Genomic DNA, 21,734 nt, shown 5'->3' with positions numbered 1-21,734 from the left:
GTCTTCTCGGCCGTGATGGCCGGGCGGCGGCCGCCCTTGTTGCCCTTCGCCTCGGCTGCCCGCAGCCGTCGTACGTCAGCTCCCGTTGGAGGTCGCGCCGGAGTTCGCCGGCGGCCGCGAGGGTCTGCACCATGAACTTCACCGTGGACAGCAGCTTTCCGGTGCGCGGGTGGCGGGCGGTGAGGTCCATGCGCAGGGCGACCTGGTCGCGGTGGAGGACGTCGAGCACGACGAGGATGTGCTGGGTGCCGCGCACGAGGCGGAGCATCTCGGAGATGTGCACGGTGTCGCCCGGCCGCGCGTACGCCAGCAGCTCGCCGAACTTCGGGCGCTCAAGCGGGTGGAGGCGGCTGGAGGTGCCGGCGTCCTCCTCGAAGACGACCGGGTCCTCGATCCCGGCCTCGGCGAGGACGAGGTTTGACGGGCGGTCGACTGCTGGTCGGTCGACACCCGCTTGTAGACCAGATTGGCCATGCCGCTCCCCCTGGTGGTCGCATTCGACCCTAGCTGTCAGCAAACCCTGTCATCAGCCGCCATCGGATCTGATTGGATCCGCGCCGCCAATGGGCCCCGAGAAGTCCGGGTTCATTGGACGCCCGCTGCACCTGTCGTCATTCGATCGTTTGCCGACATGCACGAGCTGGCCGACAAGCCACCTGGGAGGTCGAGGGTCGGGGCGCTGCGGTGTACATGGCCATGGATATGACCGAGGGCATCATCGCCCGCTTCCGTACGATGTCGATCCACCGCGGCTCGGTGCTCATCGGGCACGTCGCCGGCAGCGTGCTGCAGTCGGTCATGAGCGTGGTGCTCGTCGGGGCCGTCGGCGTGGCCATCGGCTTCCGCTCCACCGACGCGAACGTCCTGGAGTGGCTGGCGGCGTTCGGGCTGGTCGCGCTGTTCTCCCTGGCACTGACGTGGATCGCGATCGGGATGGGCCTGTCCAGTCCCAACGCCGAGGCGGCCAGCAACAGCGCCATGCCGCTGATTCTCCTGCCGCTGATCTCGAGCGCCTTCATCCCCGCCGAGACAATGCCGGGCTGGATCCAGCCAATCGCCGAATACCAGCCCTTCACCCCGGCCATCGAGACCCTGCGCGGCCTGCTGCTCGGCAGCGAGATCGGCCACAACGGCTGGCTGGCCGTCGCCTGGTGCGTGGGCCTCACGGTCCTCGGCTACCTCTGGTCCAGGGCCCTGTTCAACCTCGACCCGAAGTAGCCGGCAGCCCCGCCCCTCGTTCCGTGCCGTCGTCCGGCCCGCGTGGGCCTCCGGCACCTGGGCCGCGCACCGCTGCGACCTCGACACCTCGCTGCGGCTGGCTGAGGAGGCCGCTCCGCGCGTAGTCGTGAACGGCCACAGCGTCGCCGACGTGCTCGCTGCCCAGAAGGCGGATGCCGACGAGTAGCCGAGCAGCGAGCTGAGACAGGCGGTCCGGAGTCATTGCAGCTGACTCCGGACCGCCTTCGACTGTACGACCCCGGCCTCTGCGGGGCCGATTGCTGCTACAGCCCGGCTCCGGGCTCGTCGATGGCCACGGTTCGCAGGGGCCGGTGGCCCTGCTCGTCGAGCTGGGCGAGTTCATGTTCGTAGTCGACGGTGATGGAGCCGTAGTAGTTGACCCCCGAGCTGCGGGCCGGGGAGATGTGCGCCAGGACCTCGGCGTCCACCTCGCGGCCGGCGGTGCGCAGTTCGCCGACGGCCAGGCCCATGTACTCCGTGTGCCAGCAGACCACCGCGTTCGTCACCACCGTCAGGCACCACGCCTGCTCGGGCTGGCGCCGGGTCACCTTGCCCTCGCGAGTAGTGGAGCTGGCGGCACAGGGAGTGAAGCGACTCGCCCTTGTTCAGCTGCCGGGCGATCTTCCTCCTGTAGCCCTCGTCCGACAGGTACTTGGCCGCGTAGATCGTGCGCCGGATCGCCCCGTACTCCTTCAGCGCGGCGGCCAGCGCGTTCTGCCGGGAGGACGCCGACAGCTTGCCCACGATCAAGGAGGCGGTGGCGTGCCCGTACTTCAAGGATCCTGCGAGGCGGAGCAGGTCGTCCCAGTGGGCCGCCACCAGGTGGAGGTTGGCCTCCTTCGTCAGCAGCGGCCCAGCCGTGGGGAACCGCTCCTCGTAGTCGGCCTTCGCACCCACCCGGTACAGGGTGATCTTGCCCCGCTGCCCGCCGACGTCCGCCCGGGCGACCTGCTGGCCGTCCCGGTGGCCGGCGCGTACCACCTGTCCATGGCATCGAGCTACAACCTGATCGGCCGCCCACCCGTCGTCGCCGTCACCGGCGGCCGTGCCCGGCTGCTGGTGCGGCGCGAATACCTCACTGACATGGAGCACCGTGACATCGGCCTGTAGCGCCCGAACCGAAAGGTCACCGGGGGCAGCACCCTCTGCATGGACGCCCGGGGCCTGGCGTCCGGCATTGCGGTTGAAGGCAACCCGCCCCCAGAGATGGCCGACCAGGGTAAGGCCGGCGCACCCAGGCGAGCGCGGCGATCGCACTGTCGCCGATCGCGGTGCCCATCAGCAGGTCCCGCCTGCCGGCGGCGGCCGTGGGTTCGTGCCGGAGGCTGTCGACGTACGGCGTGAGATCCATGGCGCCGTAGTGGCGCATTGATGGTGCGCATGCAGGCCCCACGAGGTGGGTGAGGTGGCTGGGGCGTTCTCCGGCTCATCGGCGCCCGTCCGATCCCCTGCCGGGGAAGCGGATCTCCGTCAGGCCCCGTCCCGCCGGGCGGTGTCCGGTCCGCGGGAGGAACGTCGGCGCCGGAACCGTCCGTGCGCGGCTGCCTCGTGCGTGACGACGTAGACATCGATGTCCTCGGCCGAGCCCTCGATGATGCGCTCGCCCACCCCGCGGTTGAACAGCAGGCCGAGACGGCCGCGGCGGCTGGCGCCGATGACGATCTGGGTGGCGTTGACCCGCTGGGCGAAGTCGAGCACGGCGGCGGCGGGGTCGTCGCTGGTGACGGTGTGGCAAGTCCCGCCGAGGCTTTCGGTCAGGGCGCGCTGGCGGTCGAGCCGTTCGGGCGGGGCGGTGGCCAGTCCGTCGGCCCGTGCGACGTGCACGGCGAGGAGATCGCCGCCGGCCGCGCGGGCGGCGAGGCGCTCGCCACGGCGGATGAGGGTGTCTCCCTCGGGGCCGCCGGACAGGGCGACCAGGACCCGCTCGCGGGTGGGCCAGGGCTGCTCGATGCCGTGCTCGCTGCGGTAGCGCAGCACGGCCTCCTCGACGCGGTCGGCCGCCCACAGCAGCGCGATCTCCCGCAGGGCGGAGAGGTTGCCGGTGGTGAAGAAGTGGCGCAGCGCGTCGTCGATCTTCTCCGGGGGGTAGATGTTCCCGTGCCGCATGCGCTGGCGCAGGGCCTCGGCGGACATGTCGACCAGCTCGATCTGGTCGGCGTGACGGACCACCTCGTCGGGGACGGTCTCGCGCTGGCGGACGCCGGTGATGTGCGCGACGACGTCGTTGAGCGATTCCAGGTGCTGGATGTTGAGGGTGGAGATGACGTCGATGCCCGCCTGGAGCAGTTCCTCGATGTCCTGCCAGCGCTTGGGGTTGCGCGAGCCGGGGACGTTGGTGTGGGCCAGCTCGTCGATCAGCGCGACCTGTGGACGGCGGGCGAGGACGGCGTCGAGGTCCATCTCGGCGAAGGCCGCGCCCCGGTGGGTGATCCTTCTGCGGGGCACGGTGTCCAGTCCCTCTGCCATCCGGCGGGTCAGAGGGCGGCCGTAGTCCTCCACGAAGCCGATGACGACGTCGGCGCCCCGGTCGGCGCGGCGGCGGCCTTCGCCGAGCATGTCGTAGGTCTTCCCGACGCCGGGGGCGGCGCCGAGGTAGACGCGCAGGCTACCGCGCGCCATGGGTCACTCCGGCCCGGCGAGCCGGTCCAGGGCCGCGTTCAGCTCCAGGACGTTGACGCGCGGCTCGCCGAGGAAACCGAGGACCCGTCCCTCGACGTGATCGTCGACGAGTGCGCGCACGCGCCGCTCGTCCAGGTGCCGGGCCCGGGCCACGCGGGAGACCTGGCCGCGGGCGTAGGCGGGTGAGATATGAGGGTCCAGGCCGCTGCCGGAGGCGGTGAGCGCGTCGGGCGGCACGTCCTGGGGGGCGATGCCGTTGTCCCCGGCGGCGGCCGCGCGCCGGTGGCGCACCTGCCGGAGCAGCTCGGCGCTTTGGGGGCCGAGGTTGGAGGCGCCGGAGGCCAGGGCGTCGTATCCGTGCTCGCCGGCGGCGGAGGGCCGCGGGTGGAACCAGCGGACGCCGGAGAAGGGTTGCCCGATGAGGGAGGAGCCGACGGTCCGACCGCCGGACTGGACCCTGGAGCCGTCGGCCTGATCGGGGAACGCCGTCCGGGCCACCGCCCAGACGGTGAGGGGATAGAGCACGCCGGTCACCGCGGTGAGGGCGAGCAGCACCCGCAGCCCGGCGGTGGCTTGTCGCAGGAAGGTCCTGGTCATGGGTCGGTCACCCCAGTCCGGGCAGCGGTGAGACGAGGAGGTCGATGAGTTTGATGCCGAGGAAGGGCGCGATCAGGCCGCCCAGGCCGTAGACGCCGAGGTTGCGGCGGAGCATGGTCGAGGCGCTGGTCGGCGCGTAGCGGACGCCGCGCAGGGCGAGGGGGATCAGCGCGACGATGATGAGGGCGTTGAAGATGACGGCCGAGAGGATGGCCGACTCGGGGCTGGCCAGGCGCATCACGTTGATGTCGTCGAGCTGGGGATAGACGCCGGCGAACATGGCGGGGATGATCGCGAAGTACTTGGCGATGTCGTTGGCGATGGAGAAGGTGGTCAGCGCCCCGCGGGTGATCAGCAGTTGCTTGCCGATCTCGACGATCTCGATGAGTTTGGTGGGGTTGGAGTCGAGGTCCACCATGTTGCCGGCTTCTTTGGCCGCCGTGGTGCCGGCGTTCATCGCGACGCCGACGTCGGCCTTGGCCAGGGCCGGGGCGTCGTTGGTGCCGTCGCCGGTCATGGCGACCAGTCGGCCCCCGGACTGCTCCCTGCCGATGAGGGCCATCTTGTCCTCGGGCGTGGCCTCGGCGAGGAAGTCGTCCACGCCGGCCTCGTGCGCGATGGCCTTCGCGGTGGCGGGGTTGTCGCCGGTGATCATGACCGTGCGGATGCCCATCCGCCGCAGTTCGGCGAACCGCTCGCGCATGCCCGTCTTGATGATGTCCTTCAGGTGGATCACGCCCAGCACCCGGGGAGGCTCTCCCGGGCGGCGTTCGGCGACGACCAGCGGGGTGCCGCCGCTGGCGCTGATCGCGTCGACCGCCGGGCCGATCTCGGCGCCCGGGTGGCCGCCGTGGTCACGCACCCACTTCATCACCGCCGCGGCGGCTCCCTTGCGCACCGCCCGGCCGTCCTCCAGATCCACGCCGGACATCCGGGTCTGGGCGGAGAACGGAACGAAGGTGCTGCCGGTGACGAAACCCTCCTCCCGGGCCCGCAATCCATACCGCTCCTTGGCCAGGACGACGATCGAGCGCCCTTCCGGCGTCTCGTCGGCGAGGCTGGCGATCTGGGCGGTGTCGGCCAGGGCGGTGTCCTCCACGCCCCGGGCGGGCACGAAGGCGGTCGCCTGCCGGTTGCCCAGCGTGATGGTACCGGTCTTGTCCAGCAGCAGCGTGTTGACGTCCCCGGCCGCCTCGACCGCCCGCCCGGACATCGCGATCACGTTGTGCTGGATGAGCCGGTCCATGCCCGCGATGCCGATCGCGGAGAGCAGCGCGCCGATGGTGGTCGGGATCAGGCAGACCAGCAGGGCGACCAGCACGACCAGCCGCTGGTCCTGGCCGGAGTAGGCGGCCAGCGGCTGGAGGGCGGCCACGGCCAGCAGGAAGATGATCGTCAGCCCGGCGAGCAGGATGTTCAGGGCGATCTCGTTGGGTGTCCTCTGCCGGGTGGCCCCCTCCACCAGGGCGATCATCCGGTCCAGGAAGCTCTCTCCCGGCCGGGCGACGACGCGTACGACGATCCGGTCGGACAGCACGCGCGTGCCGCCCGTGACGGCCGAGCGGTCGCCACCCGATTCGCGGATCACCGGCGCCGACTCGCCCGTGATGGCCGACTCGTCCACGGATGCGATGCCCTCGATCACCTCGCCGTCGCCGGGAATGACCTGCCCGGCCTCCACCACGACCACATCGCCCACCCGCAGCAGCGGCCCCGGCACCTCCTCCTCGCTCCCGTCGGGACGCAGCCGTCGCGCCACCGTCTCCTGCGCGGCCTGCCGCAAGGTGGCGGCCTGGGCCCGGCCGCGGCCTTCGGCGACGGCTTCGGCGAGATTGGCGAACAGCACGGTGGCCCACAGCCAGGCGGCGACGGCGAACGCGAAGAAGCCGGGGTCGGCACAGGCGGAGGCGCTGGTGAGAACCGAGCCGACCCACACCACGAACATCACCGGGGTGCGGACCAGATGACGGGGGTCCAGCTTCCGGGCCGCCACCGGCAACGACATGACGAGCTGCCGCGGGCTGAAGGCACCCGCCGTCACACGCTGGTGCCCAGGCGGCGGCGTGGTGGGGGTCATGCCAGCCCCTCCGCCACGGGTCCCAGGGCCAGGGCCGGGAAGTACGACAGGCCCGCGACAACGATCACGACGCTGGTCAGCAGGCCCACGAACAGGGGCCGGTGGGTCGGCAGCGTGCCCTGGCCCACCGGGACCGGCTGCTGCCGGGCGAGCGAACCGGCCAGCGCGAGGACGAAGACGATGGGCAGATACCGGCCGATCAGCATCGCCAGTCCCAGCGTGGTGTTGTAGAAGACGGTGTCCGTGCCCAGCCCCGCGAAGGCGCTGCCGTTGTTGTTGGCGGCGGAGGCATAGGCGTAGAGCACCTCGGTCAGACCGTGGGGCGCCGCGTTGAGGATGGACTCCCTCGGGCCGGGAAAGCCCAGGGCCAGCCCGGTGCCCAGCAGCACCGCGAACGGCATCGCGAGCACGTACAGCGCGGCGAAGGTGATCTCACGCCGTCGGATCTTCCTGCCCAGATACTCCGGAGTCCGGCCCACCATCAGCCCCGCCAGGAACACCGCGAGCACGGCCATCACCAGGATCCCGTACAGGCCGGCGCCCGCACCGCCCGGCGCCACCTCGCCCAGCAGCATGTTCAGCACCAGCACCCCGCCACCCAGCGCGGTGAAGCTGTCGTGGGACGCGTCCACCGCCCCGGTGGACGTCATGGTCGTGGCGTTGGCGAACAGCGCGGAGTTCCAGACCCCGAACCGCTGCTCCTTGCCCTCCATGGCCGCGCCCACCGTCTGCGGCACGCTCCCGTCATGCGCCACCTCAAAGGCTGTCACCGCGGCCAGGCCCGCGGCCCAGATGACCGCCATCACCGCGAGAATCGCCCACCCCTGACGCTTCGCACCGACCATCGAACCGAACGTCCGCGGCAGCGCGCTGGGAATGAGCAGCAGCAGAAAGATCTCGACGAGGTTGGTGAACGCGTTCGGATTCTCAAAAGGATGAGCGGAGTTGGCGTTGAAGAACCCACCGCCGTTCGTACCCAGCACCTTGATCGCCTCCTGCGAGGCGACCGGCCCGCCCGGCAGCGACTGCGTCCCGCCGGCCAGCGTGCGCACCTCCTCCGCGCCGGCGAAGTTCTGCACCGCGCCCGCGGCGACGAGCACCACCGCGGCCACGAACGACAGCGGCAGCAGGACGCGGACCGTGCCGCGCACCAGATCGACCCAGAAATTGCCCACCCGGTCAGTGCGCGACCGCGCGAAACCACGGACCAGGGCGACCGCCACGGCCATGCCGACCGCCGCCGACAGGAAGTTCTGCACCGCCAGCCCGGCCATCTGCGCCAGATGACCCAGCGTGGCCTCGCCCGCGTACCACTGCCAGTTGGTGTTGGTCACGAACGACACGGCGGTGTTGAACGCCCCATCCGCCGGAACACCCGCCATCCCGAGCGACAGCGGAAGCACGCCCTGCGCCCGCAGGAGGCCGTACAGGAACAGCACCGACACAGCCGAGAAGCCCAGCAGCGACAGCACATACGTGGGCCACCGCTGATCGGTGTCCGGGGACACCCCCGCCACCCGGTAGACCGCCCTCTCGACAGCCAGATGCCGGCCGCCACCGTAGACCCGCGCCATGTACTCGCCGAACGGCACATGCACCACAGCCAGAGCCAGGAGCAGCACCCCGACCGTCAGCAGGCCCGCCGCCGAGTCACTCATCAGAACCGGTCCGGGAACAGCAGAGCCAGCAGCAGGTAGACCACCAGCCCTGCCGCACAGACCAGCCCCACCACGTTCTCGACACTCACCGCCGCTCCACCCCCTTGGTCACGGCCACCATCACGACGAAGAACACGGCCACGACGGATACGAACGCGACGTCAGCCATCAGTGGCCTCCTCCGGAAAGCAACGGCACACCCCGATCCCGGACCGAAGCATGCACAGACCCGCCGCCCCCACCGGCTCACGACATGAACCGGCACTCGCCCCCCGACCGCCCCCGCCACGAGACCGCCCCGGAGCGCCCACGCCCCAACCCCCGGGTGATTCCCGCCCTCGCGCCCGCCAACGACCAGACCCCTGGCGGCGCCCCGGTCCCCCTCCCCACCGCACGGACCACCCGGACAGCCGCACCCGATCACAGGACAACACCTCCCGCCCCCGGATGGCACCAGGCCGCCGTCGAGAACGGCCGGCGGTGGACACCGGCTGCGTCTCCTACCTCGGCTGCGTGCGGATCGCCCGCCGCAGCATCCGCGCCCAGCTCGCCGCCACCGCCCGGACGCGCGCCCGCGCCGTGACCGACGCCGTCCAGGGCGTCCGCCGTCGCCTCCTCTCCCCACGCGCCAGCCGGAAGTACCCCCGGGCCATCAAGAAGCCGCCCCGGTGGCCGGTGCAGCGGACCCGGGCCGACCGCGACAAGGCCGAGCGCAGCCGGTGAGCCTGGCGCCCACTGCGAAGACGAAGTCCGACCGCCGAGCCGGAAGGGCCTACGGCAGCAGGCCCAGCGCCCGCCACGTCTCACCGCCCCGGTGAAATCCGAACTTCGGGTTCACGAGAGTGTGAATTCACCAATCCCTGTACTAGCGTGGTGGGGTGCTGACTGTTGCTTCCGACATCAAGGTGCTGGTCCGGTTCGGCCGCGCGCTCGCCGACCCGATCCGCTGCCGCATCCTGCTCGCCCTGCGCGAATCGCCTGCCTACCCCTCCGACCTCGCCGACGCGCTGGGGATCTCCCGTACGCGGCTGTCGAACCACCTGGCGTGCCTGCGGGACTGCGGCCTGGTCGTCACCGTCCCCGTGGGCCGCCGCACCCGCTACGAGCTGGCCGACCCCCGCCTGGGCCATGCGCTGGACGACCTGCGCACCGCCGTGGTCGCCGTGGAGACCGACCGGACCTGCCCGGACGCCAAGGAGAAGGGCTGCTGCTGACCATGACCGACGGCATACCGATGTCCCTCGGCCCCGGCCTGGCCCGCCGCGATGTGCTCACCGGGCGGATACGGCTGCTGGTGGCCGCGACCATCACCTACAACGCCATCGAGGCGGCCGTCGCCCTCACCGCCGGCGCCCTCGCCTCCTCCTCCGCGCTGATCGGCTTCGGCCTGGACTCCCTCATCGAGGTCTCCTCCGCCGCCGCGGTCGCCTGGCAGTTCTCCGCCGCCGACCACGCGGCGCGCCAGGCCCGCGAGAAGACCACCCTGCGGATCATCGCGGTCTCCTTCCTCGCGCTGGCCGCCTACGTCACCCTCGACGCCACCCGCGCCCTGGCCGACGCCAGCGAGGCCGACCCCTCCCTCCCCGGCATCGTCCTGGCCGCGCTCTCCCTGCTCGTGATGCCCTTCCTCTCCGCCGCCCAGCGCCGCGCCGGGCGCGAACTCGGCTCCGCCAGCGCGGTCGCCGACTCCCGGCAGACCCTGCTGTGCACCTACCTGTCCGCCGTCCTCCTGGCCGGCCTGGTCGCCAACGCCACCCTCGGCTGGACCTGGGCCGACCCCATCGCCGCCCTGGCCATCGCCGCCATCGCCGTCAAGGAAGGCCGCGACGCCTGGCGCGGCGAAGGCTGCTGCGCCACGCCCCCGCCCGGCACCACGGCGGCGATCCCCTCCCCCCGCGCCGAGACCGACGCCTGCGGCTGCCGCCCCGGCTGCGCCTGCTGCACCTGACCCTCCGCACCCCCGCAAGGAGCCCCGGCCGGTACCGGTGCTCTGCGGCTGCTGCTGCACTTCCGAGCTCGGCCTCACAGCGGCCAAAGGCAACTGAATTGCCCCTGCGGGCCCCTGCTCCAGCCGCTGACTGCGGCAATGGCGACCCGCCGGGCGCGGATGCCGGAAATGAGTCCGGAAGTGCCTTGACGTGGCGGTGACAAGACCGGCCAGCGGGCGGGCGGCCGACACCCCGGTGTCCACCACCACAGGCGCCAGCACACCACCGGGCCACCCGCCGCCTGGTCCCCGCCGTCCGTACCGTCCGTGCCGTCCACGACCACCGACGCCACGCCCCGGGCACGCCATGCCGCACGGCCCGGGCGGGCCGCTTCCCCGGACAGTGCGCAAACGGGTGAGGTCACGTCTCCGCGGCCGGTGTTCCCGCTGGTCAGGCGCGGTGCGGTGTGCTGGCCGGAGCGCAGCTTCGACATACGTGAAAGCACACCCGGCCGGGCGGGTCCGGCCGCCTACTGGCCCAGGTCGACGTCCAGGTAATCGACGTCGGTGACCGTGACGTCCAGGTCGATCGCGCCCAGGGCCGAGCGCAGCCGCTCGGTGGCCTGGCCGTGGCGGCGGGTCAGTCCGGGCACCTGCTCGGCGAACGTCCGCCGAGGGCACGAAGAGGAGGCGCACCAGAACCGGCGGACGCGCAAGGCCAGCACCGCGCGCCGTCCGGCGCTGGGAAGATCCGCCGGAAAGCGCAGGTACGAGCTGTGGACGCGCTCCGACCAGTCGCCACAGTCCGGACAGGCCGGACCTGCCGCCGCGCATCGGGCCTCGACGCGTATCGCCTCACCGGCCGTCTCGATGGACACGACCGCGACACCGGCGACCGACGGCAACAGCAACTTCTGCAACTTGGGGCAACACCTGGCTCACGGCGACCGAATGTCAGCCACACCAGCCGATCGAGGAGCGAAAACAAGGCGACTTCCACACTGCCCCAACCGGGTCAACAACTACGACCCGTCACCATCGCACGGAACTTGGGCCAGAGCCGTACCTCGTGGACAAAGCCACTCGTCAGGCGATTGCATCCCGTAGTTCGGAAAACTTGACGCTGCTTGCACTGCGGGTGGGGCCGGGCCGCTGCCGGAAGAAAAGTACAACGTCCACGGCAGAAGGTAAAACGCTTTCTGCAAAAACGGGCTCGGCCGCGGCGTTCGCGGGGCGCGCGGTGGTGTCGGCGGCGTACCGGGCACGGGGCCGGGTACAGGGGCGGGCATGCGGATGAGCGTGGTGGACGTGGGATCGAACACGGCGTGTCTGGTCGTCGCGGACGTGGCGGGCGGGTGGCCCGTACCGGTGCACACGGCCAAGTACCGGCTGCGTCTGGGGCAGCACCTCGACCGCGGCGGGCGGCTGCCCGAGCGGCAGATCGCGCAGGTCGCGGAGGCGGTCGGCGCGGCGCGGGCGGAGGCGGAGCGGTGGGGAACGGCGCGGCCGCTGACCTTCGCGACCGCCGTCGTGCGGGACGCGCCCAACCGGGCCGAGGTGCTGCGGGCGGTACGGTCCGGGACCGGGACGCGGCTGTGCGTCCTGCCGGGCGAGCTGGAGGCGGAGCTGTCGTTTCTGGCCGTCCGGCGGTGGATGGGCTGGCAGGCCGGGCCGCTGACGCTGATGGATCTCGGCGGCGGGACGCTGGAGGTGGCGTTCGGCCGGGGACGGCTGCCGGACTACGCGGTCTCGTTGCCGCTGGGGGCCGGGCGGCTGACGCGGGAGCACTTCACCCAGGAGTCGCGTGACCCGCCGCCGGCCGAGGCGATCCGGGCCGTGCGGCGCCGGGTGCGGACCCAACTGCGGGACGTCGCCGCGCGGATCCGGCAGGAGCGGACGCACACGGCGGTGGCCGCCTCGCGCACGTTCCAGCAGCTCGCCCGCCTGTGCGGGGCCGCCCCTGAGCGGCAAGGGCCGTTCGTTCCACGGCAGTTGTCCCGGCCGGATCTGCGCCGGGCCGTGGACCGGCTCGCGGATCTGCCCGTCGACCGGCGGGCGTCGCTGCCGGGGATCTCGGCGGCGCGTTCCCGGCAGGCGCTGGCGGGCGCGGTGGTGGCGCACGCGACGATGAAGCTGATCGGGGTGGGAGCGGCCACGATCTGCCCGTGGGGGCTGCGCGAGGGGATCATGCTGCGGCACGTCGAGGATGGAGCCGACTGGTGGGCGGCGGCGGACCTGGGCCACGGGGCGGGCGACGCGGGCGGGCGGGACGCGCCGGCCGGGCGGCCGGTGCGGGCCGGGGAGTGAGTGAGGTCCTGGCCAGGTCGGGGGTGTCCTGGCCAGGACCGGTCCGGCTGACGTGCGGGCCGGTTCGCGAACCCGCACGACCGGTTGAATAGTAAAGCAGTGGTGGGCGACGTGGCGGTCGGATGCGGAATGTGTGCGATCGGGGTGGGTACGCGGGACGCATGGAAAAGGGTAAAGGCGAAGAAAATCGAAAGAAGCTGGACAAAGCCGTCGAGGAGCAGCGGGAGACAGACCGCGAGCGCCGCGTGTCCCGCCCGTTCGACTATCCCTACGCGGAACGGCGGGCCGGGGTGCGGGCCCGGCGTCACATCAGCAGGGACCGGGCGGACGCGGACATCCCGCCCGGCATCACCGGCGGCTACGGGGCGACCGGCGGCGAGCAGTCGGCCGGCGGCCCGACCGGGCAGAAGGAGGGCGCGGAAGGCCGCGGGAAGCGCGGTGAGAGGGGCCGGAGCGGCGAGGGCGGGAAGGGCTGACCCTCGGTGACCTTCCGGTGCGGCCCGTCCCCCTCGTCGCACCGGGGGCGCCGTGCCGCGCCCCCGGCCCGCGGCGCGGGTGGGCGCCGGGGGCCGGGCGGCCGGGGGCGGCGGCCCTGTCCGGTCAGGCCGCCCGGGCGGCGGCGCGCCCGCCGGGCTTGTACCAGATGCCGAACGCCTTCCACACCCGCTTGTTGACCGGTGTGACGACGCCCAGCTCGGCCATCAGGTCGCGGATCTTGCCGACCGAGGAACGGATCTCGTCCTGGGCCGCCTCGCTCTTGTACGCCTCGCGGACGACTGCGGCGGGGATCTTGAAGTGGCGGACCATCGGGCCGGGCGGGGAGAGCATGATCCGCGCCATGACGCCGAGGATGGCGGGGGTGGCCAGGCCGAGGGCGCGGCGCCTGAGACGGGCCATGCCCGGCACCCGGTACTTCAGGTAGTGCCGGGCGAAGGAGATGTGCCGGGCCTCCTCGGCGATGTGGATACGCATGATGGTCTCTTCGAGGGGGTGCTTGATGTGCCCGCCCTTGAGGGACTTGCGCTGGACGTAGTCGATGGGGTCCTCACCGCCGAGCACGAACACGAAGAACAGCTCGGTGTTGATCAGCGGTATCAGCGGGGTGAGCTGGGCGATCATGCTCAGCGACCGGGGCATGCCGCGGATCGGGAGGGCGGTGCGGTTGACGAACTCCTGGAACATCATTCCGTGATGACATTCCTCGGTCGTCTCGTGGTAGACGTACCGGAATTCGGGACGGCCGTTGGGCAGGCGGTAGGCGTAGTTGAGCAGCCCCCGCTTGAGCAGGTTCTCGAACTGGAGGCCGATCTTCATGGCGGTGGCCACCCGCCAGAGCCCGATCTGGGCCTGGATCTCGGGGGGTTGCGACTGGTACCACGTGGTCTGGCCGAGCCGGTCGACCGGCGGCAGGATCCAGCGGGGGTCGTTCTTGTCGACCGCGAAGTCCGGGTCGTCCCACGGGATGTCGGTGTACGCCTCCCAGTGCTTGTCCACCGACGCCTTGTTGAGGCGATCGATGACGCCCAGGTAGGCCGTGCGGTCCTTGACCTGGAGGCGCAGCTCCTCGGCGAGGTCCGTCGGGGGTTTCGTCATGTCAGGCGCTCCCTTGCGCTCGTTCGGTCGGATGCGGCGTCGGGTTCGTCGGTGAGGGGCGCGGCGTCGGGCGCGGCGCCGGGGACGAGCAGCCGGGCGAAGTTCTTGACCTGGGTCAGCACGTCCCGGTGATGGCCCTCGGCGTCGTCGTCGAGGGCGTTCTGCACGGACAGGCCGATGTACAGCGCGAACAGGCTGCGCAGCAGCGTCGGCACGATCTCGGGGTGCAGGGGGTTGCGGGGGAAGAGCCGCTCGAAGGTCGCCAGGATGGTGGCCAGGATCCGCTCGTTGAGGTCCAGGCACAGGCCGCGCAGCTCCTCGTCGGTGCGGGCGGCCATCGCCAGCTCCAGCAGGGCCCTGGCCGGGCGGCTGCGGAAGACCTCCCACAGCAGGTCAAGGGCGCCCTCGACGTTGTGGCGTTCGGGCGGCAGCTCGGTGAACGCGGCCTCGTAGGCGAGGCGTTGGGCGGCCAGCAGGTGTTCGAGGGCGGCGGCGACCAGCGCCATCCTGGTCGGGTAGTGGTGCTGCTGCGCGCCCCGCGAGACGCCGGCCCGGCGGGCCACTTCGGTGGTCGTGGTGCCCGCCCAGCCGAGGTCGGCGAGACAGTCCATGGTGGCGTCGAGCAGCCGCGCCCTGGTGCGCGACCGCCGCTCGTCCTGGGTGCGGCGGGCGGGGCGGTCGGGGACACGGGTGTGGGGCTGACGGCTGCTCACTGACACGTGACGACGGTAAGAGCGCCACATACAAGCAAGCAAGCCTGCTTGTATGTGGCGCGCGTCACAGCCCCGGCACCCCGGCGCCGGCGGGGAGACCGCGACCGCCGGGCGCCGGGGCGTGGGGCGGCCGGCCCCCGGTGCCGCCGCCCCCGCCGGCGACCCGGCCGCACCTCTCACTCTGGCGGCGGGCCATAAACAGCCGATCAACGTCCGCTCGCGGCGCGGGCCGTCACTGGCCGCCGGCCCTGCCGCTCGCCGACGGCGGGGCCGCCGGAACGGACGGGTGACGACGCGGACCGCGCCGGCCCCGGCGACCACCGACTCATGACCTCCGGCCTCCGACCCGGACGGGTCGGAACACGGCCGGTCGTGGGACCACTTGCGCGGTCGGGTCGGGTGTGTGGGGAGTCGCGGGTGTGTGGGGAGTGGCGTCGCAGATCCGCTGGTCGTCGTCCACGACCACCGTCACCGTGCCGTCGCGCGCCAGGCGGGCCGGCAGCTCGGCTTGGCGATCCGTGCCGGGCGGCGGTCGCGTTCCGCGCGCATCGGCAACGGGCCCGCGGGCAGTCCGTGGCGCGTCGGCCAGGTCTCGGTGTCCCGCCCGCATGACGGCGCCGGACCGGGACAACCGGGAGGGGAGCGACAGGAACACCGGAACGGAACGCGCGGACGAGGAGACGGGTCGTGTTCGAAGGATTCACACTGACCGACGCCGAGGGCGACGGGGTCCGGCTGCGCGTGCGGCACGGCGGCGGCGGGCCACCGGTGCTGCTGCTGCACGGGCATCCCCGGACGCACGCGACCTGGCACCGGGTCGCCCCGCTGCTGGCCGCCGCCGGGTACCACGTCGTCTGCCCGGACCTGCGGGGCTACGGGCAGTCCGCGAAGCCCCCGACCGACGCCGGGCACCGGCCGTACTCCAAGCGGGCCATGGCCCGCGACTGCCTGGCGCTGATGCGCGGCCTGGGGCACGAGCGGTTCGCCGTGGCCGGGCACGACCGGGGCGCCTACGTGGCCACCCGGCTGGCCCTGGACCACCCGCGCGCGGTGCGTTCGCTCACGGTGCTGGACGCGGTGCCGATCGGCGAGACCCTGCGCCGGTGCGACGCGGGGTTCGCGTCGAGCTGGTGGCACTGGTTCTTCCTGGGACAGACGGAGAAGCCCGCCGAACGGGTCATCGACGCCGATCCGGACGCCTGGTACGGGGGCGATCCGGCGCGGATGGGCGCCGAGGCGTACCGGGACTACCACCGCGCCATCCACGATCCGGCGACCGTGCACGCGATGTGCGAGGACTACCGGGCGGGGCTGGGCGTGGACCGTGACCACGACGAGGCCGACCGGCGGGCGGGGCGGCGCGTCGCCTGTCCGGTGCAGGTGCTGTGGGCGACCGGGGACGATCTGCCGGAGCTCTACGGCGACGTGGTCGGCGTGTGGCGGGACTGGGCGGGCGACCTGCTGGCCGGCGGACCCATCGACTCCGGGCACCACATGGCGGAGGAGGCGCCGCGCGAACTGGCCGGCGCCCTGCGGGCCTTCTGGCGGGCCCTGCCGGATCAGAGCTCGATGTCAAGGTAGTCGATGTCCTGGATGGCCACGTCCAGCCCGGCGGCGCGGCGGCCGTGGTCGCGGAAGTACGCCTGGCCCAGGCCCTGGGCCAGGATGTCGCGGAGCCGCCCCTCGTCGGCGCCGGCGTGGTAGGAGGCGAGCAGCCGGGCGGCCGTCTCGGCGGGCAGGGCCTCGGTGACGCGGCGGATGCGCGGGGCGTCGGTGGAGCCGGGCGCGGCGGTGAAGCCGAACCGGGCCCGGGTCTCGACGGTGATGCCGGTCTCGGCGGCCCGGCGGATGGCGCGCTGCCGGACCCGCGGCTGCCCATCGCGGCGGACCTCGCGTTCGGGCGGGGGCGGCAGCTCATGCCGCGCGGCGACCTGCTCCACGAGCGCGTCAACTGCCGCGAACAGGTCGTTTTCCGTCTCGGGCATGGCCACCTCCTCGGCTCACCTCAACGTCGCCCGCCGTGTGACGGATGAGGCGCGGGTAGGGTGCTGACCTGCCGATGGTGGCGATGCTCAACGTTGACGGTCCGGCGGCTCAACTCCCCTGTCAGAAGGCCGGGGTGAGCCATGAGAGGAACGAGCATGTCCCTGCACCTCAGGTCGCGGCACCTGCGAAGACTCGTGGCGCTGGCCGCCACGGCCGGGTTACTGGCCGCCGGCTGCGGCGGCTCGGGGAGCGGCACCCAGCTCCCCGATGACACCCTGGTGGTCTACGCGGGAGTAGCCGGTGACTTCCAGCGTAACTTCAATCCGTACGCGACGGCCCTGATGGAAGGGCAGGGCTCCATCTACGAGCCCTTGTTCTTCTACAACATCGCCCGGCAGGACGAGCCGGTCCCCCGGCTGGGCACCGAGTTCGCCTGGAACGACGACGGCACCCTGCTGTCGATCACCCTCAGGGACGGGGTGAAGTGGTCGGACGGCGAGGACTTCACCGCGGACGACGTGGCGTTCACCTTCGACATGCTGGTCGCGCACCAGCAGATCAACGCCATCGGCTACGACGGCGAGACCGAGGTGGTCGACCCCACCCATCTGCGGGTGAGGTTCGACGAGCCGTCCTACATGATGGCGCCCCAACTGCTGGGCAAGACCTGGATCGTGCCGCGGCACATCTGGTCGGCGACCGAGGATCCGGTCACCCATGTGGTCGCGGACCCGGTCGGCACCGGGCCGTTCACCCTGGGGGAGTTCGCGCCCCGGGAGTTCACCCTGGCCGCCAACCCGGGCTACTGGGACGGCCGTCCGGAGCTGCGCAACGTCCGTTACGTCTCCCTGTCCGGCCCCGACGCGGGCGTGGAGGCGATGGAGGACGGCGCCGTGGACTGGCTGACCCAGCCGGTGCCCGACCTCGCCGACGTGGAGAACGACTACCCGGGCTACAAGGTCATCACCATACCGATGAACCAGCTGGTGCTGATGTCGTGCTCCGACGCCGGACTCGGCTGCCGGGGCCCGCAGACCGACCCGGCGGTGCGGCGCGCGATCTACTACGCCATGGACCGTGAGGAGGTGAACACGGTCGCCTTCCAGGAGACCGGCAGCGAGATCTCGCCGGGATTCGCGCTGCCCGAGCGGGACGCGGCCTATGTCTCGGCCGCGCTCGGCGACCGGACCGCGCCGATGACCGCCGACCCCACCGCGGCGGCGGGAATCCTGGAGAACGCCGGGTACGTGCGGGGGCCGGACGGGATCTACGCCAAGGACGGCGAGCGGCTCGCGCTGACGGTCCGCGTCATCTCCGCCTGGACGGACTACGTCGCGGCCGTCACCACGATCGGCGAGCAGCTCCGCGAGGTCGGCATCGAGCTGACCGTGCAGCAGTCCTCGTACGTGGAATGGTCGGAGGCCCGCAACCGCGGGGAGTACCAGCTCCTGATGGACTCGGTCATGCAGGGGCCGGCGCCCGATCCGTACTTCGTCTACAAGTACTTCTTCCACGGCGAGAACACGGCCCCGGTCGGCGAGCACGCCAACCCGAACTTCGCCCGTTACACCAATCCGGAGGTCGACCAGGCCCTGGACGCGCTGGGGCGGCTGGATCCGGTGACGAGCGACCGTCGGCAGTCGTACTACGACACCGTGCAGTCCCTGATCGAGGAGGACATGCCCTACATTCCGATCCTCACCGGCGGTACCACCAGCGAGTTCCGCGCCGAGCGGTTCTCCGGCTGGCCGACGCTGGTGAACCTCTACGCGTTTCCCAACGCGTGGAGCCGCCCCGACCAGTCGCAGATCTTCCTGAATCTCTCGCCCGCCGAGCGGTGACGCTCCCCCGACGCCGGTCGCACGGGACCGACCGGCCGGGGCACGGACCCGTCAGGAGTCGGCCGGACGGGCGCGGACGTGCATGCGTTCGCCCTGGGGCCCGAACAGGCTGAGGAACTCCACGGGACGGGTCCCCGCGTTGCCGAAGCCGTGGGGGACGCGGGTGTCGAACTCGGCGGCCTCGCCGGCCGCGAGGACCAGATCGCGCTCGCCGAGTGCCAGCCAGAGCCGGCCGGACAGGATGTAGAGCCACTCGTATCCCTCGTGCGTCCGCTGCTCCGGGCGCGTGCCCGCCGCCTCCGGCGCCGGGAGGATCAGTTTGTAGGCGTGCAGACCGCCTAGATAGCGGGTCAGCGGCACGTAGGTCTGACCGCGCCGGGTGAAGGGGCGCGGGTGGATACGGGGGTCGCCGGTCGGCGGCACGCCCACCAGTTCGTCCAGTTGCACGCCATGGGCCTTGGCCAGCGGCAGCAGAAGCTCCAGCGTCGGCTTGCGCTGCCCGGACTCCAGGCGCGACAGGGTGCTGAGAGAGATCCCGGTGGCCTCGCTCAGCTCGGCCAGGGTCGCGCCGCGCTCGCGCCGCAGCGCCCGCAGCCGGGAGCCCACGGCGCTGAGCACGCTGGGGATGTCGTCGTCCGTCATGGGTCCATTTGCCAGTCCGGCAACAAAGTTTGTCAAATCGAGGGGTGCGGGCCGACGATCTCCGGTGAACGGAGGTAGAGAAATGGCGACGGAGAACGATCGGATTCCGGCGGCCGGGCTCCCTTACGACGTGGTGGTCGTCGGCGGTGGCGCGGCCGGGCTCAGCGGCGCGCTGACGCTGGCGCGGGCGCGGCGTTCGGTGCTGGTGGTCGACGCCGGGGAGCCGCGCAACGCCCCGGCCGGGGGCGTCCACACCTACCTGGGCCGCGAGGGCACTCCCCCGGCGGACCTGCTGGCGACCGGCCGGGCGGAGGTGGCCGGCTATGGCGGGACGGTCGTCGCCGGCCGGGTCGTGGCGGCCCGGCCCCTGCCGGGCAGCCGCGAGACGGCGCGCGGCTTCGCGGTGACCCTGGCCGACGGGACCGAGGTGATGGCGCGGCGACTGCTGCTGGCGACCGGCCTCATCGACGAGCTGCCCGACGTGCCCGGGCTGGCGGAGCGCTGGGGGCGCGACGTGCTGCACTGCCCCTACTGCCACGGCTGGGAGATCCGCGACCGGCCGGTCGGCGTGCTGGCCACCGGCCCGAAGGGGGTGGACCAGGCGCTGCTGCTGCGGCAGTGGAGCCCGGAGGTGACCCTCTTCCGGCACACCGCGCCCGACCCGACCGACGAGCAGGGGGAACGGCTCGCGGCGCGCGGGATCGCCGTGGTCGACGGGGAGGTCGCCGGGGTGGAGGTGACCGGCGACCGGCTCACCGGCCTGCGGCTGCGCTCCGGCCGGGTGGTGGCGTGTGAGGCCGTGGCCGTCGCGCCGCGGTTCGCCGCCCGGGACCAGGTGCCGGCCTCGCTGGGGCTGGCGGTGGCCGAACAGCGGGTCGGGGACCACGTGCTCGGCACCGCGGTGGCGACCGGCGCGGCCGGGGCGGCGGAGGTCCCCGGGGTGTGGGTGGCCGGCAACGCCGTCGACCTGGCCGCCGGGGTGATCGGCTCGGCCGCCGCCGGGTTCACGGCCGCCGTCGCGATCAACGCCGACCTGGTCGCGGAGGACACCGACCGCACGGTGGCGGTCCGCCGCGCGCGGGAGGCCGGAGCGCGGGAGGCCGGGGCGCGGCGGCCGTTCTCCGCGCGCGGCGAGGCCGAGGAGTCCGAGCGGGTGCTCGGCGCCCGGCGGCACGGCCTGTGACAGGACATCAGGGAATGACGGGACAGGAAGGACCCACGATGACGGAACGGACCGATGAGCCCGGCGGCGAGGTCGCGGCGGACGAGACCGAGCGGTTCTGGGAGGGGCACTACCAGGCGCGGGACCGCGTGTGGAGCGGGCGGGCCAATCCCGCCCTGGTCGATGTGGCCGGGGCGCTGCCGCCCGGGACGGCGCTGGATATCGGCTGCGGCGAGGGAGGGGACGGCGTGTGGCTGGCCGGGCGCGGCTGGCGGGTGACCGCCGTCGACGTGTCCGGCACCGCCCTCGGCCGGGCCTCGGCCAGCGCGGCCGGGGCCGGTGTGGCGGCCCGGATCGACTTCCAGCGGCACGATCTGGCACGCACGTTCCCGGACGGCGTCTTCGACCTGGTCTCGGCGCATTACCTGCACGCGCCGATCGAGTTCCCCCGCGAACGGATCCTGCGGGCGGCGGCGTCCGCCGTGGCGCCCGGCGGTCTCCTGCTGATCGTCGACCACGCCGGGCCCCCGCCCTGGGCCCGGGACCCGCACCCGCACGCCGTCTTCCCCGGCCCCGAGGAGGTGCTGGCCGGGCTCGCCCTGAGCCCCGCGGAGTGGCGCACCGAGCGACTGGGCTCCGCCGAACGCCCAGCCACCGGCCCGGACGGCGAGCCGGGCACGCTCACCGACAGCGTCATCGCGGTCCGGCGCGGCACGCGGTGACGCCGGGGCCGGACCTCGCGCGCGGGCGCGCGGCCCGGACCTCGCGCGCGGGTGCGTGATTTCCCGCGCGGGGTGGCACGCGCCCGCGCGAAAACGGCCGCCCGGGCGGCGGGGCCGGGCCCCGGCGGGGCCGAAAGGTGACCGGTATGCCGGTTTTGCTCCGGCGGGCGGGGGAACCCGGACCCCGCTCGACACCCGGAGCGGGAGGCGATCATGCAGCACGACGAGTTCATCGGACAGGTACAGGCACGGGCGCGACTCGACAGCAGAGGCGCGGCCGAGGCGGCGACACGGGCCAGTCTGGAGACCCTCGCCGAACGCATCCCGCCGTCGCTGGCGGCGAACCTGGCGGCCCAGCTCCCCAGGGAGATCGGTGAGCACCTGCTCCGCGTGGCGGCGGCGCCCGACCTGCCGGCCACCGGGATCCGGATGAGCCGCTCGGAGTTCTTCGACCGCGTGGCGCAGCGCTCCGGCGCGGACACGCCCAAGGCGGTGCACGAGGCGAGGTGTGTGGTGGAGGTGACGGGGGAGGCGACCGTCGGCGGGCTCACCGGGAAGATCCGGGACTCGCTGGACGACGAGTTGGCGGAGGTGCTCTTCGCGGGCAGCTCCGGCACGGCGGGCGCCTAGCGGGCGCCCGGAAGGAGGGAG

General features: G+C 72.6%; 21 protein-coding genes and 4 pseudogenes. 12 read left to right on the top strand and 13 right to left on the bottom strand.

Going from position 1 to position 21,734, the window contains the following annotated elements:
• Nucleotides 1-121: 121 nt before the first annotated feature.
• Nucleotides 122-517, bottom strand: a pseudogene (locus OIE51_RS26365) (recombinase family protein); the annotation flags it as partial.
• A 158-nt stretch (nucleotides 518-675) separates the two neighbouring features.
• Between OIE51_RS26365 and OIE51_RS26360 the strand changes: the two are divergent.
• Nucleotides 676-1,218: pseudogene (locus tag OIE51_RS26360) on the top strand (ABC transporter permease); the annotation flags it as partial.
• A 284-nt stretch (nucleotides 1,219-1,502) separates the two neighbouring features.
• Here the strand turns inward: OIE51_RS26360 and OIE51_RS26355 are convergent.
• Together OIE51_RS26355 and OIE51_RS27075 are read right to left on the bottom strand one after the other, a co-directional pair.
• Nucleotides 1,503-1,787 (bottom strand): Tn3 family transposase, encoded by a 285-nt coding sequence (locus tag OIE51_RS26355; RefSeq protein WP_326600380.1) that lies wholly within the window; start codon nucleotides 1,785-1,787, stop codon nucleotides 1,503-1,505.
• Nucleotides 1,788-1,851: 64 nt separating this feature from the next.
• A pseudogene (locus OIE51_RS27075) lies at nucleotides 1,852-2,136 on the bottom strand (Tn3 family transposase); the annotation flags it as partial.
• Between OIE51_RS27075 and OIE51_RS26350 the strand changes: the two are divergent.
• Nucleotides 2,089-2,349, top strand: a pseudogene (locus OIE51_RS26350) (diaminopimelate decarboxylase); the annotation flags it as partial. The pseudogenes OIE51_RS27075 and OIE51_RS26350 sit on opposite strands and share 48 nt — an antisense overlap.
• A gap of 360 nt (nucleotides 2,350-2,709) precedes the next feature.
• Here the strand turns inward: OIE51_RS26350 and OIE51_RS26345 are convergent.
• Genes OIE51_RS26345 through kdpF form a run of 5 tightly spaced genes read right to left on the bottom strand, consistent with a single transcriptional unit; the run spans nucleotide 2,710 to nucleotide 8,279 of the window.
• Entirely contained in the window at nucleotides 2,710-3,858 is a 1,149-nt protein-coding gene (locus tag OIE51_RS26345) for a universal stress protein (protein WP_326600379.1), read from the bottom strand.
• Nucleotides 3,859-3,861: 3 nt separating this feature from the next.
• The gene (kdpC, locus tag OIE51_RS26340; protein WP_326600377.1) at nucleotides 3,862-4,455 is read right to left on the bottom strand and encodes a potassium-transporting ATPase subunit KdpC; all 594 of its coding nucleotides are present in this window, start codon (nucleotides 4,453-4,455) and stop codon (nucleotides 3,862-3,864) included.
• 7 nt (nucleotides 4,456-4,462) lie between these two features.
• Nucleotides 4,463-6,532, bottom strand: a complete 2,070-nt coding sequence (kdpB, locus tag OIE51_RS26335) for a potassium-transporting ATPase subunit KdpB (protein WP_326600375.1) — start codon at nucleotides 6,530-6,532, stop codon at nucleotides 4,463-4,465.
• On the bottom strand, nucleotides 6,529-8,190 hold the full coding sequence (gene kdpA / locus OIE51_RS26330) for a potassium-transporting ATPase subunit KdpA (RefSeq protein WP_326600374.1): 1,662 nt from the start codon (nucleotides 8,188-8,190) through the stop codon (nucleotides 6,529-6,531). The genes kdpB and kdpA overlap by 4 nt, the downstream gene beginning before the upstream one ends.
• A complete protein-coding gene (gene kdpF / locus OIE51_RS26325) occupies nucleotides 8,190-8,279 on the bottom strand; it encodes a K(+)-transporting ATPase subunit F (protein ID WP_326600373.1) in 90 nt (29 codons plus the stop codon). Before kdpF ends, kdpA begins: the two co-directional genes overlap by 1 nt.
• Before the next feature lie 358 nt (nucleotides 8,280-8,637).
• On the opposite strand from kdpF, the gene OIE51_RS26320 reads away from it, so the two are divergent.
• From OIE51_RS26320 to OIE51_RS26310, 3 genes are all read left to right on the top strand, one after another.
• Complete coding sequence (locus OIE51_RS26320; protein ID WP_326600372.1) at nucleotides 8,638-8,913, top strand: hypothetical protein; 276 nt, start codon at nucleotides 8,638-8,640, stop codon at nucleotides 8,911-8,913.
• A 155-nt stretch (nucleotides 8,914-9,068) separates the two neighbouring features.
• Nucleotides 9,069-9,404, top strand: a complete 336-nt coding sequence (locus OIE51_RS26315) for an ArsR/SmtB family transcription factor (RefSeq protein WP_326600371.1) — start codon at nucleotides 9,069-9,071, stop codon at nucleotides 9,402-9,404.
• 2 nt (nucleotides 9,405-9,406) lie between these two features.
• A complete protein-coding gene (locus OIE51_RS26310) occupies nucleotides 9,407-10,138 on the top strand; it encodes a cation transporter (RefSeq protein WP_326600370.1) in 732 nt (243 codons plus the stop codon).
• Nucleotides 10,139-10,647: 509 nt separating this feature from the next.
• Here OIE51_RS26310 and OIE51_RS26305 read toward each other — a convergent pair.
• Nucleotides 10,648-11,037, bottom strand: a complete 390-nt coding sequence (locus tag OIE51_RS26305; RefSeq protein ID WP_326600369.1) for a transposase family protein — start codon at nucleotides 11,035-11,037, stop codon at nucleotides 10,648-10,650.
• 367 nt (nucleotides 11,038-11,404) lie between these two features.
• Between OIE51_RS26305 and OIE51_RS26300 the strand changes: the two genes are divergently transcribed.
• Together OIE51_RS26300 and OIE51_RS26295 are read left to right on the top strand one after the other, a co-directional pair.
• Nucleotides 11,405-12,424 (top strand): Ppx/GppA phosphatase family protein, encoded by a 1,020-nt coding sequence (locus OIE51_RS26300; protein ID WP_326600368.1) that lies wholly within the window; start codon nucleotides 11,405-11,407, stop codon nucleotides 12,422-12,424.
• A gap of 161 nt (nucleotides 12,425-12,585) precedes the next feature.
• On the top strand, nucleotides 12,586-12,900 hold the full coding sequence (locus tag OIE51_RS26295; RefSeq protein WP_326600367.1) for a hypothetical protein: 315 nt from the start codon (nucleotides 12,586-12,588) through the stop codon (nucleotides 12,898-12,900).
• A gap of 124 nt (nucleotides 12,901-13,024) precedes the next feature.
• Here OIE51_RS26295 and OIE51_RS26290 read toward each other — a convergent pair whose 3' ends face one another.
• Together OIE51_RS26290 and OIE51_RS26285 are read right to left on the bottom strand one after the other, a co-directional pair.
• The gene (locus OIE51_RS26290; protein ID WP_326600366.1) at nucleotides 13,025-14,017 is read right to left on the bottom strand and encodes an AurF N-oxygenase family protein; all 993 of its coding nucleotides are present in this window, start codon (nucleotides 14,015-14,017) and stop codon (nucleotides 13,025-13,027) included.
• A complete protein-coding gene (locus OIE51_RS26285; protein ID WP_326600365.1) occupies nucleotides 14,014-14,736 on the bottom strand; it encodes a TetR/AcrR family transcriptional regulator in 723 nt (240 codons plus the stop codon). Before OIE51_RS26285 ends, OIE51_RS26290 begins: the two co-directional genes overlap by 4 nt.
• A 681-nt stretch (nucleotides 14,737-15,417) precedes the next feature.
• Here OIE51_RS26285 and OIE51_RS26280 point away from each other — a divergent pair.
• On the top strand, nucleotides 15,418-16,311 hold the full coding sequence (locus OIE51_RS26280; RefSeq protein ID WP_326600364.1) for an alpha/beta fold hydrolase: 894 nt from the start codon (nucleotides 15,418-15,420) through the stop codon (nucleotides 16,309-16,311).
• On the opposite strand, the gene tpg is transcribed toward OIE51_RS26280, so the two are convergent.
• Nucleotides 16,290-16,715 (bottom strand): telomere-protecting terminal protein Tpg, encoded by a 426-nt coding sequence (gene tpg / locus OIE51_RS26275; RefSeq protein WP_326600363.1) that lies wholly within the window; start codon nucleotides 16,713-16,715, stop codon nucleotides 16,290-16,292. The genes OIE51_RS26280 and tpg overlap by 22 nt on opposite strands.
• A 156-nt stretch (nucleotides 16,716-16,871) precedes the next feature.
• Here tpg and OIE51_RS26270 point away from each other — a divergent pair, with 156 nt between their 5' ends.
• A complete protein-coding gene (locus OIE51_RS26270) occupies nucleotides 16,872-18,557 on the top strand; it encodes an ABC transporter substrate-binding protein (protein WP_326600362.1) in 1,686 nt (561 codons plus the stop codon).
• 51 nt (nucleotides 18,558-18,608) lie between these two features.
• Here OIE51_RS26270 and OIE51_RS26265 read toward each other — a convergent pair whose 3' ends face one another.
• Complete coding sequence (locus OIE51_RS26265; RefSeq protein WP_326600361.1) at nucleotides 18,609-19,199, bottom strand: helix-turn-helix domain-containing protein; 591 nt, start codon at nucleotides 19,197-19,199, stop codon at nucleotides 18,609-18,611.
• 82 nt (nucleotides 19,200-19,281) lie between these two features.
• Between OIE51_RS26265 and OIE51_RS26260 the strand changes: the two genes are divergently transcribed.
• From OIE51_RS26260 to OIE51_RS26250, 3 genes are all read left to right on the top strand, one after another.
• Nucleotides 19,282-20,382 carry an NAD(P)/FAD-dependent oxidoreductase gene (locus OIE51_RS26260; RefSeq protein WP_326600360.1) on the top strand — a complete coding sequence of 367 codons (1,101 nt, stop codon included), beginning with the start codon at nucleotides 19,282-19,284 and terminating at the stop codon, nucleotides 20,380-20,382.
• Between the two features lie 38 nt (nucleotides 20,383-20,420).
• Nucleotides 20,421-21,083, top strand: a complete 663-nt coding sequence (locus tag OIE51_RS26255; protein WP_326600359.1) for a class I SAM-dependent methyltransferase — start codon at nucleotides 20,421-20,423, stop codon at nucleotides 21,081-21,083.
• Nucleotides 21,084-21,296: 213 nt separating this feature from the next.
• Nucleotides 21,297-21,713, top strand: a complete 417-nt coding sequence (locus tag OIE51_RS26250) for a DUF2267 domain-containing protein (protein ID WP_326600358.1) — start codon at nucleotides 21,297-21,299, stop codon at nucleotides 21,711-21,713.
• The last annotated feature ends 21 nt before the right edge of the window (nucleotides 21,714-21,734 follow it).

The organism is Streptomyces sp. NBC_01803 (assembly GCF_035917415.1).
Lineage (GTDB): Bacteria > Actinomycetota > Actinomycetes > Streptomycetales > Streptomycetaceae > Streptomyces.
The sequence above is the reverse complement of the archived record's forward strand: the minus strand, read 5'-3'. Positions and strand labels throughout refer to the sequence as shown.